General features: G+C 40.4%; 17 protein-coding genes. 11 read left to right on the top strand and 6 right to left on the bottom strand.

Annotation, left to right across the window (positions count from 1 at the left end; translation table 11 throughout):
• Window positions 1-98: 98 nt before the first annotated feature.
• On the bottom strand, window positions 99-1,136 hold the full coding sequence (gene pheS / locus MoGM_RS10445) for a phenylalanine--tRNA ligase subunit alpha (RefSeq protein WP_104369989.1): 1,038 nt from the start codon (window positions 1,134-1,136) through the stop codon (window positions 99-101).
• Window positions 1,137-1,261: 125 nt separating this feature from the next.
• On the opposite strand from pheS, the gene MoGM_RS10440 reads away from it, so the two are divergent.
• The 3 genes from MoGM_RS10440 to MoGM_RS10430 are packed head-to-tail and all read left to right on the top strand — an operon-like array spanning window position 1,262 to window position 3,879.
• Window positions 1,262-2,101, top strand: a complete 840-nt coding sequence (locus tag MoGM_RS10440) for a DUF4348 domain-containing protein (protein ID WP_104369988.1) — start codon at window positions 1,262-1,264, stop codon at window positions 2,099-2,101.
• 3 nt (window positions 2,102-2,104) lie between these two features.
• A complete protein-coding gene (gene murB / locus MoGM_RS10435) occupies window positions 2,105-3,118 on the top strand; it encodes a UDP-N-acetylmuramate dehydrogenase (RefSeq protein ID WP_104369987.1) in 1,014 nt (337 codons plus the stop codon).
• Complete coding sequence (locus MoGM_RS10430; RefSeq protein WP_104369986.1) at window positions 3,115-3,879, top strand: MBL fold metallo-hydrolase; 765 nt, start codon at window positions 3,115-3,117, stop codon at window positions 3,877-3,879. The genes murB and MoGM_RS10430 overlap by 4 nt, the downstream gene beginning before the upstream one ends.
• A 510-nt stretch (window positions 3,880-4,389) precedes the next feature.
• Here the strand turns inward: MoGM_RS10430 and MoGM_RS10425 are convergent.
• From MoGM_RS10425 to MoGM_RS10415, 3 genes are all read right to left on the bottom strand, one after another.
• Window positions 4,390-4,638, bottom strand: coding sequence for a hypothetical protein (locus tag MoGM_RS10425; protein ID WP_104369985.1), 249 nt, complete (start codon window positions 4,636-4,638; stop codon window positions 4,390-4,392).
• 14 nt (window positions 4,639-4,652) lie between these two features.
• Window positions 4,653-4,949, bottom strand: coding sequence for a phage holin family protein (locus tag MoGM_RS10420; RefSeq protein WP_371410527.1), 297 nt, complete (start codon window positions 4,947-4,949; stop codon window positions 4,653-4,655).
• A gap of 87 nt (window positions 4,950-5,036) precedes the next feature.
• Complete coding sequence (locus tag MoGM_RS10415; RefSeq protein WP_104369983.1) at window positions 5,037-5,249, bottom strand: YtxH domain-containing protein; 213 nt, start codon at window positions 5,247-5,249, stop codon at window positions 5,037-5,039.
• Between the two features lie 231 nt (window positions 5,250-5,480).
• Here MoGM_RS10415 and MoGM_RS10410 point away from each other — a divergent pair, with 231 nt between their 5' ends.
• From MoGM_RS10410 to rplT, 8 genes are all read left to right on the top strand, one after another.
• On the top strand, window positions 5,481-5,975 hold the full coding sequence (locus MoGM_RS10410) for an SPOR domain-containing protein (RefSeq protein WP_104369982.1): 495 nt from the start codon (window positions 5,481-5,483) through the stop codon (window positions 5,973-5,975).
• A 19-nt stretch (window positions 5,976-5,994) separates the two neighbouring features.
• Window positions 5,995-6,408: a Holliday junction resolvase RuvX gene (ruvX, locus tag MoGM_RS10405; RefSeq protein WP_104369981.1), complete on the top strand. Its 414-nt coding sequence runs from the start codon at window positions 5,995-5,997 to the stop codon at window positions 6,406-6,408.
• A gap of 37 nt (window positions 6,409-6,445) precedes the next feature.
• Window positions 6,446-7,009, top strand: coding sequence for a peptide deformylase (gene def / locus MoGM_RS10400; protein ID WP_104369980.1), 564 nt, complete (start codon window positions 6,446-6,448; stop codon window positions 7,007-7,009).
• 86 nt (window positions 7,010-7,095) lie between these two features.
• Complete coding sequence (locus tag MoGM_RS10395; RefSeq protein WP_371410528.1) at window positions 7,096-8,994, top strand: tetratricopeptide repeat protein; 1,899 nt, start codon at window positions 7,096-7,098, stop codon at window positions 8,992-8,994.
• Window positions 8,995-9,086: 92 nt separating this feature from the next.
• On the top strand, window positions 9,087-11,030 hold the full coding sequence (gene thrS / locus MoGM_RS10390; protein ID WP_104369978.1) for a threonine--tRNA ligase: 1,944 nt from the start codon (window positions 9,087-9,089) through the stop codon (window positions 11,028-11,030).
• Between the two features lie 155 nt (window positions 11,031-11,185).
• Window positions 11,186-11,881 carry a translation initiation factor IF-3 gene (infC, locus tag MoGM_RS10385; protein ID WP_104369977.1) on the top strand — a complete coding sequence of 232 codons (696 nt, stop codon included), beginning with the start codon at window positions 11,186-11,188 and terminating at the stop codon, window positions 11,879-11,881.
• A gap of 104 nt (window positions 11,882-11,985) precedes the next feature.
• Window positions 11,986-12,183, top strand: a complete 198-nt coding sequence (gene rpmI, locus MoGM_RS10380; protein WP_104369976.1) for a 50S ribosomal protein L35 — start codon at window positions 11,986-11,988, stop codon at window positions 12,181-12,183.
• A 33-nt stretch (window positions 12,184-12,216) separates the two neighbouring features.
• Window positions 12,217-12,561: a 50S ribosomal protein L20 gene (gene rplT / locus MoGM_RS10375; RefSeq protein WP_104369975.1), complete on the top strand. Its 345-nt coding sequence runs from the start codon at window positions 12,217-12,219 to the stop codon at window positions 12,559-12,561.
• 94 nt (window positions 12,562-12,655) lie between these two features.
• Here the strand turns inward: rplT and MoGM_RS10370 are convergent, their stop codons facing one another.
• Together MoGM_RS10370 and MoGM_RS10365 are read right to left on the bottom strand one after the other, a co-directional pair.
• Entirely contained in the window at window positions 12,656-14,833 is a 2,178-nt protein-coding gene (locus MoGM_RS10370; protein WP_104369974.1) for a Tex family protein, read from the bottom strand.
• Window positions 14,834-15,205: 372 nt separating this feature from the next.
• A complete protein-coding gene (locus tag MoGM_RS10365; RefSeq protein ID WP_104369973.1) occupies window positions 15,206-15,907 on the bottom strand; it encodes a DNA alkylation repair protein in 702 nt (233 codons plus the stop codon).
• Window positions 15,908-16,006 lie beyond the last annotated feature (99 nt).

Genomic DNA, 16,006 nt, shown 5'->3' with positions numbered 1-16,006 from the left:
ATTGGTGGATCTATATTTTTATATGCCAAATACACAAAGGGCATTGATTACATATATTTGAGTAATCAATGCCCTTTGTATGTTTTGCGAAAGTGGTATCAGTTGGCCGCTTCAAATTCTTTAAGGAAGCGCAAGTCGTTTTCAGAGAACATGCGCAGATCGCTTACTTGATATTTCAGATTAGTGATGCGTTCGACTCCCATACCGAAAGCATATCCGGTGTATATTTTACTGTCGATGCCACATTGCTCCAAAACATTCGGGTCGACCATTCCGCATCCTAAAATCTCCACCCATCCGGTGTGTTTACAGAAGCCACATCCCTTGCCACCGCAAATGTGGCATGAGATATCCATTTCCGCACTTGGCTCGGTGAACGGGAAATAGCTTGGGCGCAGGCGTATCTTGGTGTCGTTGCCGAACATTTCGTGTGCAAATGACAACAGAACCTGTTTGAGATCTGTGAACGATACATTTTTATCGATATATAGTCCCTCTACTTGGTGGAAGAAGCAATGAGCGCGTGCAGTTATGGCCTCATTACGATATACGCGGCCGGGGCATATGACCCTTATCGGCGGTTGTGAAGTTTCCATTACACGTGCTTGAACAGAACTTGTGTGGCTGCGAAGAACCATGTTTTTGGTTACATCATTCTTGTTTTGCTCCACAAAGAAAGTGTCTTGCATGTCGCGTGCAGGATGATCCGGGGCGAAATTCATTTTGGTGAATACGTGCATGTCGTTTTCAACCTCCGGGCCATCAGCCAGTACAAATCCCATCCGTGAGAAAATGTCGATTATTTCGTTTTTGACAATTGTCAGAGGGTGGCGAGTACCAAGTCTGATAGGGTATGGTGAACGTGTAAGGTCGAGCCCCTCTATGTCGCTGTCTGTTGTATCCAAAATCTCTTTAAGAGCGTTTATGCGTTCTTGGGCTGTTTGTTTCAGTTCGTTTATTTTTATTCCGACGCTCTTTTTTTGATCAGCCGGAACATTGCGGAAATCAGCCATAAGTGCTGTTATCTCACCTTTTTTGCCGAGATATTTAAGTCTCAGGTTCTCAATCTCTTCCGCATTGTTTGCGCTCATATTGCCAACCTCTTCCAGAAGTTGCTTTATTTTGTCAAGTATCATTGTTGCTTTAATTTATCTAAATTTCTTGCAAAGGTAATATTTTTGTACTTAAATAGCGCAAAATATCAAAATAAAGTTGTACTTTTGCGCAAATTTGGGAGATGGATAGCATTTCGATTTGAAAGATGAAAAGGTTTTTAATCGCGATTTTCGCTTTTGCCATGCTTATGTTTTCCTGCAATGGGAGTAAGATGGCTGGTTCTCATGACGAGGCTCCGGCAGACTCGTCAGATTTTGTAGACTCGGTTGTTGCCGACACAATGGAACTGTTGATAACGGAAACTCCGATGCCAAAGGCGGCTGATGAGCTTTTTGATGATTTCTTCTTTAATTTCGCCGCCAACCGGAAGTTGCAAATGGAGCGTATTGTTTTCCCGCTTCCAGTTATCAATGCAGAACGGACAGACTCTATTGGGAAATCGGAGTGGAAGACAGAGCATTTCTTTATGCGACAAGGATATTACACATTGATATTCGATAATGCAAGACAGATGGAGGCTGGAAAAGACACTACAATCAATCATGTGGTAGTGGAGAAGATCTATCTGAACATAAAGACTGTCAAACAGTATCTTTTTGACAGGGTAAATGGGTTGTGGATGATGCGCGGTATAAATATAATACCTATGTATAAAGACAAGAATGCATCGTTTCTTAAATTTTACCAGTCATTTGTGTCAGATTCGTTGTTCCAAGTTTCAAGTTTGAGCGATCCCGTAACATTTGTCGGTCCTGACCCTGACGATGATTTTGCCCAAATGGAGGGAGTACTGACACCTGAGACATGGCCTGCTTTTGCTCCGGATTTGCCTTCCAAGATATTGTATAATATCAACTATGGCCAGGCCAACCGGAACAGCAATGACAAGATTTTTGTAATGCGGGGTATATCAAATGGCCTTGAAATAGAACTTACATTTACTCGTCGCAATGGTAAATGGTTGTTGACCAAACTGATAACTTGAACCATGAAAGATATTAATAACTACGATCTTACGTCATATAATACCTTTGGGATAAAAGCATTTTGCAGAAGATTTGTAGAGTTTGACTCGTTAGAGGAGTTGCGTCTGATACTTACGACTCTGACCGCTGGAGATGCTCCGCTACTGATATTGGGCGGAGGAAGCAATTTATTGCTGACAGATGACTATTCGGGAACGGTGCTTCATTCTGCCATAAAAGGAATATCGGTAGATAGCATGCAGGAAAGTGTTCTGCTTCGTGTCGGCAGTGGCGAGACTTGGGATGATGTTGTGAGGCTTTGTGTCGACAACGGATGGTACGGTGCGGAAAACCTTTCGTTTATTCCTGGTGAAGTGGGTGCGAGTGCGGTACAGAATATAGGTGCCTATGGTGTGGAAGCCAAAGATATTATATATAAGGTGGAAGCGGTGGAAATCGGTACAGGACAGGAGGTCTCTTTCACAAATGAAGACTGTGCATACTCATACAGGCAAAGCCGCTTCAAGGGTGAATGGCGCGACAAGTATGTTATAACATACGTTACGTATAGGCTTAAAAGAACATTTTGTCCACAAATAGATTACGGAAACATTCGTTTAGAGCTTGAAAAGAGGGGCTTTTATAAACCTACAGCTGCACAGTTGCGAGATGTTATAATTGGCATAAGGAAAGAGAAACTGCCAGATCCGGATGTAGAAGGTAATGCAGGGAGTTTCTTTATGAACCCTGTGGTGCCGCGAGCCAAATATGATGAACTTTCTAGTTTATATCCGGAGATGCCTCATTACAGAGTGGATGCCGAATATGAGAAAATTCCTGCCGGATGGCTTATAGAGAGTTGCGGGTGGAGAGGAAAATCACTCGGCAGGGCAGGAGTACATTCTCGTCAGGCTCTTGTGCTTGTAAACCGTGGCGGAGCCGATGGTAAAGAGATCATGAGGCTTTGTGATATGATACGTAATGATGTAAGAAACAAGTTCGGAATAGAAATATATCCAGAGGTTAACATCAAATGAAGATAACTTTTCTTGGCACAGGCACGAGTTGCGGCAGTCCGGTTCTCGGTTGCAGTTGCGATGTGTGTATGAGTGAGGATCCTCATGACAAGCGGCTTCGCAGTTCGGTGCTGATTGAGACAGAGAAGACAAGAATACTCATAGACTGCGGTCCGGATTTTCGCCAGCAAATGATGTTCCGTCCTTTTCGTCGCATTGATGGAGTGCTTATTACTCATACGCATTATGATCACGTTGGAGGAATGGACGATTTACGGCCTTATTGCGCTTTCGGAGAGATAGATGTCTATGCCGATTCTGGAGCGGCCGACAGCTTGAGGCAAACTATTCCTTACTGCTTCACTGAGAATAAATATCCCGGAGTGCCCGGCATAAGATTGAATGTCATAGAACCTGACATTCCTTTTGATATTGGTGATATTACAGTAAGACCGTTTCGGGTGATGCATGGCAAAATGCCAATATTAGGATTTCTTATCGGTGATTTTGCTTATATCACGGATATGAAAACCATAGGTAAAGAAGAGATAAATGTGCTTAGAGGAAGGATTGATACGCTTATTGTCAATGCTTTGCGATTTGATAAGCCACATCATTCACATCAACTTGTAGACGACGCAATAGAGTTCTCGAGAACTGTATCTGCCCGACGTACTTTTTTTATACATTCATGCCATCATTTGGGTAGGCATAAGGATGCAAACCGGTGTTTCCCAGAGGGATTTGAATTGGCTTATGACGGACAGGAAATCGTGGTATAATACAAACCGTTAATGTTTGTTAGTATGAATATGTTTTATTTATGTGAAATTTGCACAAATAAAACAAATTCACTATATTTGCATCGTGTTTTTCATAGTATTAGATTTAAGGTTAACAAAGATTGGAGTACAGCGGTACTCCTTTTTTTTATGTCTTGCCGTTAGTATCGTGGTAGGTTGTTTGAAGTTTCTTCAGGCTTGTTTTATAAACGCTTCCAGGCATTTTGTGAATGAAATACTGTCATTATAATAATATTTCTTGTTACTGCGTAATATGGTGTACAATACATATTCAGGGAACGGAGTGCATGCTTTTTGATTAAGATAAATCAAATATTGAAGTTTTGCAGATATACAGAATTATTTGTTATGGTAAGTTGCGATAAGACGATGATAAGTATGTTTTATAAATATTAATCATGATTTCAATGTCGGGTTATCCCTTTTTCTATAAATTTACAAATAAAAGGATTTCTAACCAAACATTCATCATGATGTACTTACTATATTTTACCTGCGTTTTCGCTTGAATATTCTCCCGTATTGGGTCACAAGTTTTCTTGCCAGCATAAATGCGTCGAAGGCCGTGATGCTCTTGCTTATTATGCTTGTCATCATTTCGCCTTTTGTCGATGGCTTGTTGTCGTTTGTTATTTCCATCCAGATGTTTCCTATAAGCTCGCTGCTGGCATGCAGTTCATCACGCAACTCTTCTTTTCGCAACTGTATTTCTTCTATTGTATTGAATGTCTTCATCATGCCTTTTTGTTTGTTCAGTTTAATAGCAGGTTAGCGAGAAATCTTACCAACGGACGTTCTATCAGTGATTTGCGGAATGCAAAAATGGCAATGAGCATAATCGTGAATGCTCCCGAAACTATAGCGAAGGCACCCCCTAATCCTGTGGCGGGAGCCATCCAGTATACTATTGCGAACGACAGATAGAACATCATGGCTATCAGGAGCACAAAAAAGATAGTGAATAGCGTGAAAGCCGTGAGAAGACGGACGGTTTTGTCTATCACATCGAACTTCAAATATTCTTTTTGAAGTCCGATGTGTTTTTTCAATACTTCTATTAATTGTGCTATTGATTCAACGTTTTTATCGCTTGATAGCATATCTAGGATATGTTTTATAGAAGTGTAAATGTGTATTTATTCAGCAGGAGCAACATCTTTGATGTCGTCCACCAAATCGTTAATGTCTTTACGGCTCAACTTTATGTTGTGCTTTTTCATGAAGTCATCCACTGCGTCAGTGATTTTCTCACGGGTGTCACGACCTTTCTCGGGAGCCACCAAAAGACCTAAAACAGTGCCGGCAATAGCCCCTCCGAGGAATGCGCCGAGGTAACCTAAACTTTTCATAATGCTATAATTTTATTAGTTAAACAATCAATTCGTGAGGCAAATATATGAAAACTTTTCTGATTGTAAATTAAATGCGTGGCCATTTTTTGTTAAAATTATCCTATTTCCTTTATTTAACAAACTTTATGTGACTTGAATTGGGCTTTTCACTCAGTATTTAGTAACTTCGCAAACATATTTTTATATGAGAGAATGATTTTTAAGGTGTAATTAATAAAAAGATTTGAAATGAAGAAGTACATGGTTTTATGTGCCGGTTTGTGTGCGGCGATGGCTTTTACCGGATGTAAATCAAGTGAAAGTGCTTATAAGAAAGCGTATGAGAAAGCCAAGGCACAGGAGACGGCGCAAGTACAACCGGAAACAACGGAGACGAATACCAATGTTGTGGCTCCAGTGGTTGAGGCTCCGGTGACAGAAGTCAGAATCGTAGATAATTCCGATAATGTAGAGGTAAAGACAGAAAGCGTGTCTCTTGTCAATGGTTCCGGATTGAAGAATTACAGTGTTGTTGTTGGCTCTTTCTCTGTTATGGCAAATGCCGAGGGGCTTCAACAGCGTCTTAAAGGCGAGGGATATGATGCGCAGGTGGTTAAAAACACTGATCGTAATATGTATCGCGTGATTGCCACCACATTCGACAGCAAGGGTGATGCAGCTTCGAGTCGTAATGACCTTCGCGCCAAGTTCCCGGACGCTTGGTTGCTGTATAACGGCAGATAATAAATAACGTATCTAAAACGTGGCACGTATACTTTCTATTGATTACGGAAAGAAACGTACGGGATTGGCAGTTACCGACCCACTCCAAATAATTCCGGGTGGGTTGGCAACTGTTCTTACGTCAGACTTGTTTGATTATCTCAAGGCTTATGTGGCTCATGAGAGTGTGGAGCGTATTATAATCGGTGAACCGAAACAACCTAATGGTCAACCGAGTGAGAATATGGCTCGTGTGCAGGAGTTTGTCAATAGGTGGCGTAGGGCGGTACCGAGTGTTCCGATTGAATTTTATGATGAGCGTTTCACTTCTGTACTTGCACACAAGGCAATTATCGACAGTGGATTACGGAAAAAAGCCAGACGTGACAAGGCGCTTGTGGACGAGATAAGTGCGACTATAATATTACAGGATTATATGTCGTCACGTTTCTGATCCAGTATCATGTTTATTTATAAATAAAATACAACAAATGATTTTACCTATATACATATACGGACAACCTGTGTTGAGAAAGGTTTCCGAAGATATACCGACAGACTATCCTGAACTTGAGACACTCATCAGTGATATGTTTGAGACATTGACGGAGTCTGAAGGTGTTGGACTGGCCGCTCCTCAGATTGGCAAGGCTATTCGTGTGGTTGTGATAGACCTTGATGTTTTGTCGGACGATCTGCCTGAATATAAGGGTTTTAAAAAAGCATATATCAATCCTCATATAATTGAATACGACGAAACTATTGTTGAGTCTATGGAGGAGGGGTGTCTCAGTTTGCCGGCTATTCATGAAAAAGTCACACGTCCCACTCGAATACATGTGCAGTATCTAGATGAAAAATTTGAACCACACGATGAATGGGTTGACGGATATTTGGCAAGGGTAATGCAGCATGAGTTTGATCATCTTGACGGCAAAGTTTTTGTAGATCGTATTTCTCCAATGCGTAAACAGCTTATAAAGAGCAAAATGCGTGCGTTGTTGCAAGGCCGGTATCGTTGCGGTTATAAAACAAAAGCCGCACAGAGGAAGTAAAACTTGGAATGTATAGAAAGGTTGTATTCTTCATATTTTTATTTATACCGTTTGCCGGTAAGGCACAGTTTAATACCGACAAGTTGGTGGCAGTAGGGCGGAGTGCGCTCTACTATGAAGATTATGTTCTTTCTATACAATATTTTAATCAGGCGATAAGTTCCAAACCTTATCTTTATGAACCTTGGTTTTATAGGGCGGTAGCAAAGTATTATTTAGGAGATTATATCGGTTCGGAGCGTGATTGTTCACAGGCCATAAATCTTAATCCTTTTGTAGTAAAAAACTATGAATTGCGCGGATTGGTGAGGATACAGCAGGAGAAATACGAAGAGGCAATTTCTGACTATGTGTTGGCATTAAAATATGACCCAGAGAATGACGGGCTTTGGAATAACAGGGTTTTGTGCCGAATACATGGGAAAGACTATGATGGTGCTCTTGCCGATGTGGACACTATGTTGACCAAATGGAGCAGAAATTCACGTGTATATTCTATGCAATCGGAAATCTATTTGTTACGTAAGGATACGGTAAAGGCCATGGAAGCATTGGAGAAAAGTATAGAGATAAATCCGTATGACGCAAGCACATGGGCTGTTCGTTCCGGTATCAGTTTAAAGAGAGAAGCGTGGGATAAGGCTGAGGAATATCTGAGTAGGGCTATACATTTGCAATCGGATAATGCCGGATATTATATAAACAGGGCCTTGGCCAGATTGAAAAGGAATAATCTCCGTGGAGCTATGGACGATTATGACACTGCTCTTGATTTAGAACCGGATAATTTTCTCGGGCATTATAATCGAGGATTGCTGAGGGCGCATGTGGGTGATGACAATATGGCAATACTTGATTTCGACTTTGTTCTAAAACTTGAACCAGATAATATCATGGCTTTATTTAACAGGGCTATCTTGCTTGACAAAACAGGTGATTTGCGCGGAGCGATCAGGGATTATTCGAAAGTGATAAAGAAATTCCCTAACTTTTGGACTGGGTTATTACATCGTGCCGAGTGTTATCGCCGTCTCGGTATGGTTAAACAAGCGGAAGCAGATGAGTTTAAGGTGTATAAGGCGCGGTTGTATAAGTCTCTTTATGGAGTGCAACCGAGAATGAGTAAAGACCAAATCCGTAGGCAAAGTGACGTGAATCCTGAAAAATACAACCAGATTGTGGTTGCTGATGATGCCGAGGTAGAGCAAAAGTATAAGAGCGAATATCGTGGTTTGGTTCAAAATCGTGCTTCCGACATGGATTATATGCCAATGTATGAATTGTCATACGAATATGTGGGAAGTGAAATAAGTCGTTATATACCCTTTGACCGTCAGGTTGACGCCTTCAATACCGTATCTGAAAAACTGATGGATGATGGATCGCTCACAAAAAAAATATATATAAGTAATGGTCTGCACAATCTTGATGAGAAACGTGTTTCAGAATATTTTAAGTATATAGATGGATTAACGGCAAAACTAACAAGTTCCAAAGATACGGATTCGCTTATGCCACTTTTGCTCAGAAGAGCTTTGGCTTATTCTGAAATTCAAAATTTTGACAGTGCAATTGAAGATTTCAATACTTATATTGAGATAGACTCCATTTCTTCTTTGGCATATTGGCAGCGTGCCATTTGTCTGTTTAAGGCGAATGAAGTGAAAACTTCGCAGGGCAAGGGCATGGCAATGAAGACAACGAATGTATTGTCTGATATATCCAAGGCGTTGGAGAATAACCCTCAATGCGCTTATCTTTATTATAATCGTGGAAATGTATATGCCTTGCTTAAGGATTATGGCAATGCCATTGAAGATTATGGTAAGGCTATAGAGATAGATGAAAATATGGCTGAGGCTTATTACAACCGCGGGTTGTCTTATTTATTTGTTAATAATAAAGAAAGCAGTAATCGTGATTTGAGTAAAGCAGGGGAATTGGGACTTTATAAAGCATATAGTATAATGAAGAAAAACCGATAGAGTGGTAGTGAATATTTTGAAGTTAAAATTATTTTATTACGAATAAAATAATTAATTTTGCGCTCAATAAACTTAAAACATATATTGTAGATATGATTAACATTACTTTTCCTGACGGTTCTGTTCGCTCGTATGAGCAGGGTGTCACTGGATTGCAAATAGCGGAAAGCATCTCGCCTGCTTTGGCACGCGATGTATTAGCTTGCGGTGTGAATGGTGAGACGGTAGAACTTAACCGCCCGATAAATGAGGATGCGAAAGTTCAATTGTACAAGTGGGAAGATGAGGAAGGAAGGCATGCTTTTTGGCATACATCGGCTCACTTGTTGGCAGAAGCATTACAAGAACTTTATCCTGGGATACAGTTCGGTTTCGGACCGGCTGTCGAAAACGGATTTTTTTATGATGTATTATTAAAGGATGGCGAATCAATTAGAGAGGCTGATTTTGGTAAGATTGAGGCTAAGATGAAAGAATTGGCATCCAAGAAAGAGCCGGTTGTTCGCAAAGAGATTGCCAAAGCCGATGCACTCACTGAATTCGGAGCGGCAGGTCAGACTTATAAATGTGAACATATAGATCAGGATTTGGAAGACGGAACAATTACGACATATACACAAGGTACTTTTACTGATTTGTGTAAAGGACCTCACTTGTTGAATACAGGTTCCATAAAGGCCATTAAACTTACGAGTGTTGCGGGAGCATTTTGGCGTGGTGATGCTACGCGAGAGCAGATGCAGCGTCTTTACGGAGTGTCGTTCCCAAAGAAAAAGATGTTGGATGAGTATCTCGTTATGCTTGAAGAGGCCAAGAAACGAGATCACCGAAAGATTGGAAAAGAGATGGAACTCTTTATGTTCTCGGAGAAAGTGGGTAAAGGTTTACCGATATGGTTGCCTAAAGGAACGGAACTTCGTCTTCGTTTGCAGGATCATTTGCGTAAGGTTCAGACCCGTTTTGGCTATAAGGAAGTTATAACTCCGCATATAGGAAGCAAGAATTTGTATGTAACCAGCGGTCACTATGCCCATTATGGCAAGGATTCTTTTCAACCTATACATACACCGGAGGAGGGAGAAGAGTACATGTTAAAACCGATGAACTGTCCTCATCACTGTGAAGTGTTTGCATGGAAACCACGTTCATATAAGGATTTGCCTCTTCGTCTTGCAGAATTCGGTACAGTATATCGTTATGAGCAGAGCGGGGAGTTGCACGGGTTGACACGTGTTCGCTCGTTTACGCAAGATGACGCTCATATATTCTGTCGTCCTGATCAGGTTAAGCAGGAGTTTCTTAACGTCATGGATATAATAAATATTGTATTGACGGCATTCGGCTTTAACTTTGAGGCTCAAATTTCTCTTCGTGATCCTAATGATCATGAGAAGTATGTGGGTTCTGATGACGATTGGGCACGTTCGGAGGCTGCCATTGTTGAAGCTTGCAAAGAAAAAGGATTATCGGCCAAGGTTGAATATGGTGAGGCTGCATTCTATGGACCCAAACTCGATTTCATGATAAAAGACGCTATTGGTCGTCGTTGGCAGTTGGGTACCATTCAAGTCGATTACAACTTGCCGAAACGTTTTCAGCTTGAATATACGGATGAAGATAATACCAAGAAAACTCCGGTTATGATTCATCGGGCTCCGTTTGGATCGATGGAACGTTTCTGTGCAGTACTTATCGAGCATACAGCCGGACATTTTCCGTTGTGGCTTACTCCAGATCAGGTTGCTATACTGCCTATATCAGAGAAATATAATGATTATGCGGCAAAGGTTGCCAAATATTTTGATTCAGTCGGAGTTCGTGCTACCATTGATGCGCGTAATGAGAAAATAGGCCGTAAGGTTCGTGATAACGAGTTGAAACGTATTCCTTATATGCTTATTGTTGGCGAAAAAGAACAGACAGATGGAACAGTTGCCGTTCGTCCGCAAGGTGGTGGGGAGCAGTGCGTAATGTCAATGGAAGATTTTGCTAAGAAGATAAATGATGAAGTGGCAGAAATGACAAAGGACTTCTAATAATAAGTATGATTATTTTAAAAGTAATGCCATAAGACTGCGCTTAATGTTTTATGGCATTATTTTTATAATTAATTAGGTAGAAAAAGAATAAAATATTTTGATAATTCGCTGAATTATCGTATATTTGCAGCCGATTTTCATAAAATAGTTGAATGAAGAATGACAAAATAAAGAACCAGTACCGTGTCAACGAACAGATACGTGTACGTGAAGTCCGCATTGTAGGTGACGGCGGATCGACAGTAGTCCCTACACGTCAGGCACTTGACATGGCTCGTGAGCAAGGAGTAGATCTTGTTGAAATATCTCCTAATGCTAATCCTCCCGTATGTCGTCTCATCGACTATTCAAAGTTCCTTTATCAGCAGAAAAAGCGTGCTAAGGAAATGAAAGCCAAACAGGTGAAAGTCGAAGTGAAGGAAATTAGGTTTGGTCCGCAGACAGATGAGCATGATTATCAGTTTAAGTTAAAGCATGCGAAAGAATTTCTTGAAGATGGAAATAAAGTGCGTGCATACGTGTTTTTCCGTGGTCGTTCGATACTATTTAAGGAACAAGGAGAAGTTTTACTTCTTCGTTTTGCCAATGACCTTGAAGAATGGGGTAAGGTTGAGTCTATGCCGTCACTTGAAGGAAAGAAGATGTTTATTTATTTGGCACCGAAGAAAGCTGGTGTGGTAAAGAAAAGTCAGCAGGCCATGGATCGTGAGAGAAAGGCTTCAGAGATTAAAGATACAACAACTTCGATGTCTGTATCTGAGGATGATGAGCCGACAAATGGCGGATTGCTTGCCAATGCAAAGATAAGTGAGGACGCACTTAAAAAGTTGACGGCTGACGAAAACTGATGTAATAGGTTTTACTATTGATAATGAGAGAAACAGAGTGCGTAACGCCCGGTATATGCGTTGCCACTGTATAATAAATAACCAAATAATTAAAACGTAAAAAAATGCCAAAAGTAAAGACAAATTCCGGCGCAAAGAAGAGATTTCGTTTCACCGGTACAGGTAAGATTAAGAGACATCACGCTTACCATCGTCATATCTTGACGAAGAAATCAACTAAGCAAAAACGTAATCTTGTACACCAGACATTGGTAGACAAGAGCGATTTGAAGCAAGTTCGTGATTTGTTATGTCTCCGTTAAACCTAATTGTCAAACATTTAAAGTAAAGAAATTATGCCAAGATCAGTAAATCATGTTGCTTCAAGAGCAAAGAGAAAAAGAATTTTAAAGCTGACACGTGGTTACTTCGGAGCCCGCAAGAATGTTTGGACGGTTGCGAAGAACACATGGGAAAAAGGTCTTACCTATGCTTATCGTGATCGTCGCAATAAGAAACGTAATTTCCGTTCTTTGTGGATTCAGCGTATCAATGCTGCCGCACGCCTTGAAGGTATGAGTTATTCAGTATTGATGGGTGCTTTGAATAAGGCCGGAATAGAGATTAACCGTAAGGTTCTTGCTGACCTTGCAGTAAACAATCCCGAGGCTTTCAAGGCTATTGTAGCCAAGGTTAAGTAAAAGTATTTATTTCATTCGTGATATTATAATCAATAAAATAAAAGGTGATGAAAACATATTTTCATCACCTTTTATTTTTCCTTTTGGCTAAGTATTATAATTCCTTTTTCATGCTTGCAAATCTTAAATCTTCAATTCCTTTCATGGAGAGAGAAATCCGTTTGCGTTTTCTGTCTATTTCAATAATCTTGACTTTAACATGCTGATGTAGTCTTACTATTTGTGTCGGGTCAGTAATAAACCTATCTGCTATTTGAGATATATGCACAAGTCCGTCCTGATGAACGCCAATGTCAACGAATGCCCCGAAGTTTGTTATATTTGTAACTATACCGGGAAGAATAATACCCTCGACAAGATTATCAATAGAAGTGGTGTTAGGATCAAATTCAAATTCTTCTATTTGTTCTCTCGGATCTCGTCCAGGTTTATCTAATTCTTGCATAATGTCAGTAAGTGTTGGTTGTCCGGTCATAGATGTAATATAGCGTTTTATGTTTATTTGTCTACGTTTATTCTTATTTCTGATAAGTTCTTCAACAGTGCATCCACAATCATTTGCCATATGTTCCACTATATTGTAACTTTCAGGATGTACAGCGCTGTTGTCAAGAGGATTATGGCTGTCAGGTATTCTAAGAAACCCAGCGCATTGTTGATATGCTACAGGACCGAGTCGTGGAACTTTTTTTAGTTGTGTACGACTTGTGAATGCCCCGTTTTCACGTCGGTATTCCACGATGCTTTGAGCCAATGATAAACTGAGTCCACTCACATATGATAATAGATGCTTACTCGCTGTGTTCAGGTTGACACCTACTAAATTGACGCAACTTTCAACTGTATGATCGAGGCTCTTTTTTAGTTTTATCTGATCCACATCATGTTGATATTGCCCAATGCCGATACTCTTCGGATCTATCTTGACCAGTTCTGCGAGCGGATCTATCAGTCGCCTTCCGATAGATACCGCTCCACGAACAGTTACATCCTCATTTGGAAATTCCTCACGTGCGGTTTTGGAGGCTGAATATACTGATGCGCCGGCTTCACTAACCATAAAGACTTTTATCTGGGTGCCTTTTACTGCGTCGTCTACAAATATTTTTGTCTCTCTACTCGCTGTCCCATTTCCGATGCCTATGGCTTCGATGGCATATTCTTTTATCATGGCCTGCATGCGGGTTGTGGCGATGGAAATTTTTGATACAGGCGGGTGGGGGAATATAGCCTCATGATGTAGCAGGTTACCTTGTGTATCAAGGCAAGCAATCTTGCATCCAGTTCTAAATCCTGGGTCGACCCCCATAACACGCTTTTGCCCGAGTGGTGCGCTGAGTAATAGTTGCCGTAAGTTTTCGGCAAATACATTGATGGCTTCTTTATCGGCTTTTTCTTTACTCAGAGCTGCAAATTCAGTCTCGATACTTGGTTTGAGTAAGCGTTTATATCCGTCTTTTATGGCATAGGCCACCAGATCGCAACACTTGCCATGTCCATGTATATATCTTTGATACAGTTTTTCAATGCAATTATCATCGTCTACCGATATATTTACGCGTAATATGCCTTCATTTTCCCCTCGGCGTATAGCAAGAAGTCTGTGAGAAGAACATTTTCGGAGAGGTTCGGAGAAATTGAAGTAATCACTGTATTTGGCGGCATTCTCATTTTCCCCTTTGGCTTTTATTAATTTTGACGTAATGAATGCATCTCTGCGGAAACTGCCGCGTACTTGTTGTCTTGTCCATTCATCTTCGCTTATATGCTCGGCTATTATGTCCTGTGCACCTTTTATGGCTGTTGTGATGTCTTTAACTTCATCTTTTACAAATCTTTTGGCTATTTGTTCAGGCTCTCTTTCACGTTGTGACATAATGATTTTTGCCAATGGTTCGAGCCCCATTTCAAGTGCGATCTGAGCTCTGGTGCGACGCTTCGGCTTGTATGGCATATATATATCTTCCAGTTCGGTGGCATTCCAGATATTGTTGATGCGTATTCTCAACTCATCAGTCATTTTATTCTGTTCCGTGATTGTATTGATTATTGTCTCTTTTCGTTTGGCGATTTCTTTTAACCGTCCGCTCATGTCGTGGATAGCGGTAATCTGCACCTCATCGAGTTCTCCGGTGCGTTCCTTGCGATATCTGCTTATAAAAGGTACAGTGAATCCTTCATCAAGCATAGAGAGTGTATTTGCTACTCCGTGTTCAGGCAGGTTAAGTTCAGTGGATATCAGCTTTACGAATACCGATCTTTGATTTTCCATATATGTATTTATATTGTATGGTTGCAAAATTACCTATAAAATTCGAAACACTCATGTATTGCAGGAGTATTTTTCATAATGTATATCGTGTATCATTATTTGGTTGTATGGCCATCTTGTGGGAATGGTAAAGATAAGCGATTGGTATATTGGGTATCCTTTTGCAACGGGCGGTCAATCGGATCGCATGACAGAACAATGCTAGTTGATAGTATAAGGCTGATGAGTCCGTAATTACACTGAAAACTTCATGCATTAACTTGCATAATTTGTCAAGTGACTTGTGAATATGTCACAAATTTAATTTTGTGAAGAAATAAAAATTGTTATGGATAGAATGATAAAGGAAGAAGAGCTCAGGATACGCTTAATTTATTTTCTCATCAGCCACTTTTTCTCTTCCTTTGAGAATTTTTCTATTGCATATCTCAGCATTGTGCGAGGCATCTCCGTTCTATAGGTATCAACAAATTCATATAGTCGTCTTGGATTCCGCTTACCTGCTTCCCGTAGCATCCATCCGATGGCTTTGTGGATTAAATCGTGCGGATGGTTCATCATTTTTAAGGCAAGGTTATATGTGTCGTCAAATTCATTTCGGCGTATGAATGAGATTGTGGATACAATGGCAATTCTATTGTCCCACAGCAGTTTACTCTCTGCCAAACGGTAAAGAATGTCGTGTGACTTGTCAACCAAATAGTTGCCTACAATCATTGGGGCAGATAGGTCGACGAGATCCCAATTGTTAATTCTATCAGTGTGTTTCAGATACATGTTAAACATTTCCCTCATGACATTATCGTTTCCTTTCTGGCATTTTCTCACCATTATCAGTAGGGCGCACAACCTCACTTCGTGATATTCGGAATTCAAAAGTTTTAAAATGTCTGATTTATCAATGTCAGCGTACTTTCGTGCTATTATTCTTGTGTGTGGTACGATAACTCCAAGAAATATGTCTCCTTCTCCATATTGTCCTTTGCCGGTTTTGAAAAAGCGTGGAAGAAAACGTTGTTTTTCTTCTGTTGCCAGAAGGCTTAATTCCTTGATAATATTATCAGCATTTGTCATACTTGTGGTTAGTATTATGTTTACTATGTGTAATATCTTTAATTTACTAACTAAATAACGGTGTGTTCCTTGTTTTAGTGCTGTATACTATTCAAAATT

This window comes from Prevotella sp. MGM1 (assembly GCF_002933775.1).
GTDB lineage: Bacteria > Bacteroidota > Bacteroidia > Bacteroidales > Bacteroidaceae > Prevotella.
The sequence above is the reverse complement of the archived record's forward strand: the minus strand, read 5'-3'. Positions and strand labels throughout refer to the sequence as shown.

Excerpts from the sequence above, each read along its gene's own strand:
- pheS (WP_104369989.1), bottom strand. The coding sequence starts at position 1,136 with ATGATACTTGACAAAATAAAGCAACTTCTGGAAGAGGTTGGCAATATG.
- MoGM_RS10440 (WP_104369988.1), top strand. The coding sequence starts at position 1,262 with ATGAAAAGGTTTTTAATCGCGATTTTCGCTTTTGCCATGCTTATGTTT.
- murB (WP_104369987.1), top strand. The coding sequence starts at position 2,105 with ATGAAAGATATTAATAACTACGATCTTACGTCATATAATACCTTTGGG.
- MoGM_RS10430 (WP_104369986.1), top strand. The coding sequence starts at position 3,115 with ATGAAGATAACTTTTCTTGGCACAGGCACGAGTTGCGGCAGTCCGGTT.
- MoGM_RS10425 (WP_104369985.1), bottom strand. The coding sequence starts at position 4,638 with ATGATGAAGACATTCAATACAATAGAAGAAATACAGTTGCGAAAAGAA.
- MoGM_RS10415 (WP_104369983.1), bottom strand. The coding sequence starts at position 5,249 with ATGAAAAGTTTAGGTTACCTCGGCGCATTCCTCGGAGGGGCTATTGCC.
- MoGM_RS10410 (WP_104369982.1), top strand. The coding sequence starts at position 5,481 with ATGAAGAAGTACATGGTTTTATGTGCCGGTTTGTGTGCGGCGATGGCT.
- def (WP_104369980.1), top strand. The coding sequence starts at position 6,446 with ATGATTTTACCTATATACATATACGGACAACCTGTGTTGAGAAAGGTT.
- thrS (WP_104369978.1), top strand. The coding sequence starts at position 9,087 with ATGATTAACATTACTTTTCCTGACGGTTCTGTTCGCTCGTATGAGCAG.
- infC (WP_104369977.1), top strand. The coding sequence starts at position 11,186 with ATGAAGAATGACAAAATAAAGAACCAGTACCGTGTCAACGAACAGATA.
- rpmI (WP_104369976.1), top strand. The coding sequence starts at position 11,986 with ATGCCAAAAGTAAAGACAAATTCCGGCGCAAAGAAGAGATTTCGTTTC.
- rplT (WP_104369975.1), top strand. The coding sequence starts at position 12,217 with ATGCCAAGATCAGTAAATCATGTTGCTTCAAGAGCAAAGAGAAAAAGA.
- MoGM_RS10370 (WP_104369974.1), bottom strand. The coding sequence starts at position 14,833 with ATGGAAAATCAAAGATCGGTATTCGTAAAGCTGATATCCACTGAACTT.
- MoGM_RS10365 (WP_104369973.1), bottom strand. The coding sequence starts at position 15,907 with ATGACAAATGCTGATAATATTATCAAGGAATTAAGCCTTCTGGCAACA.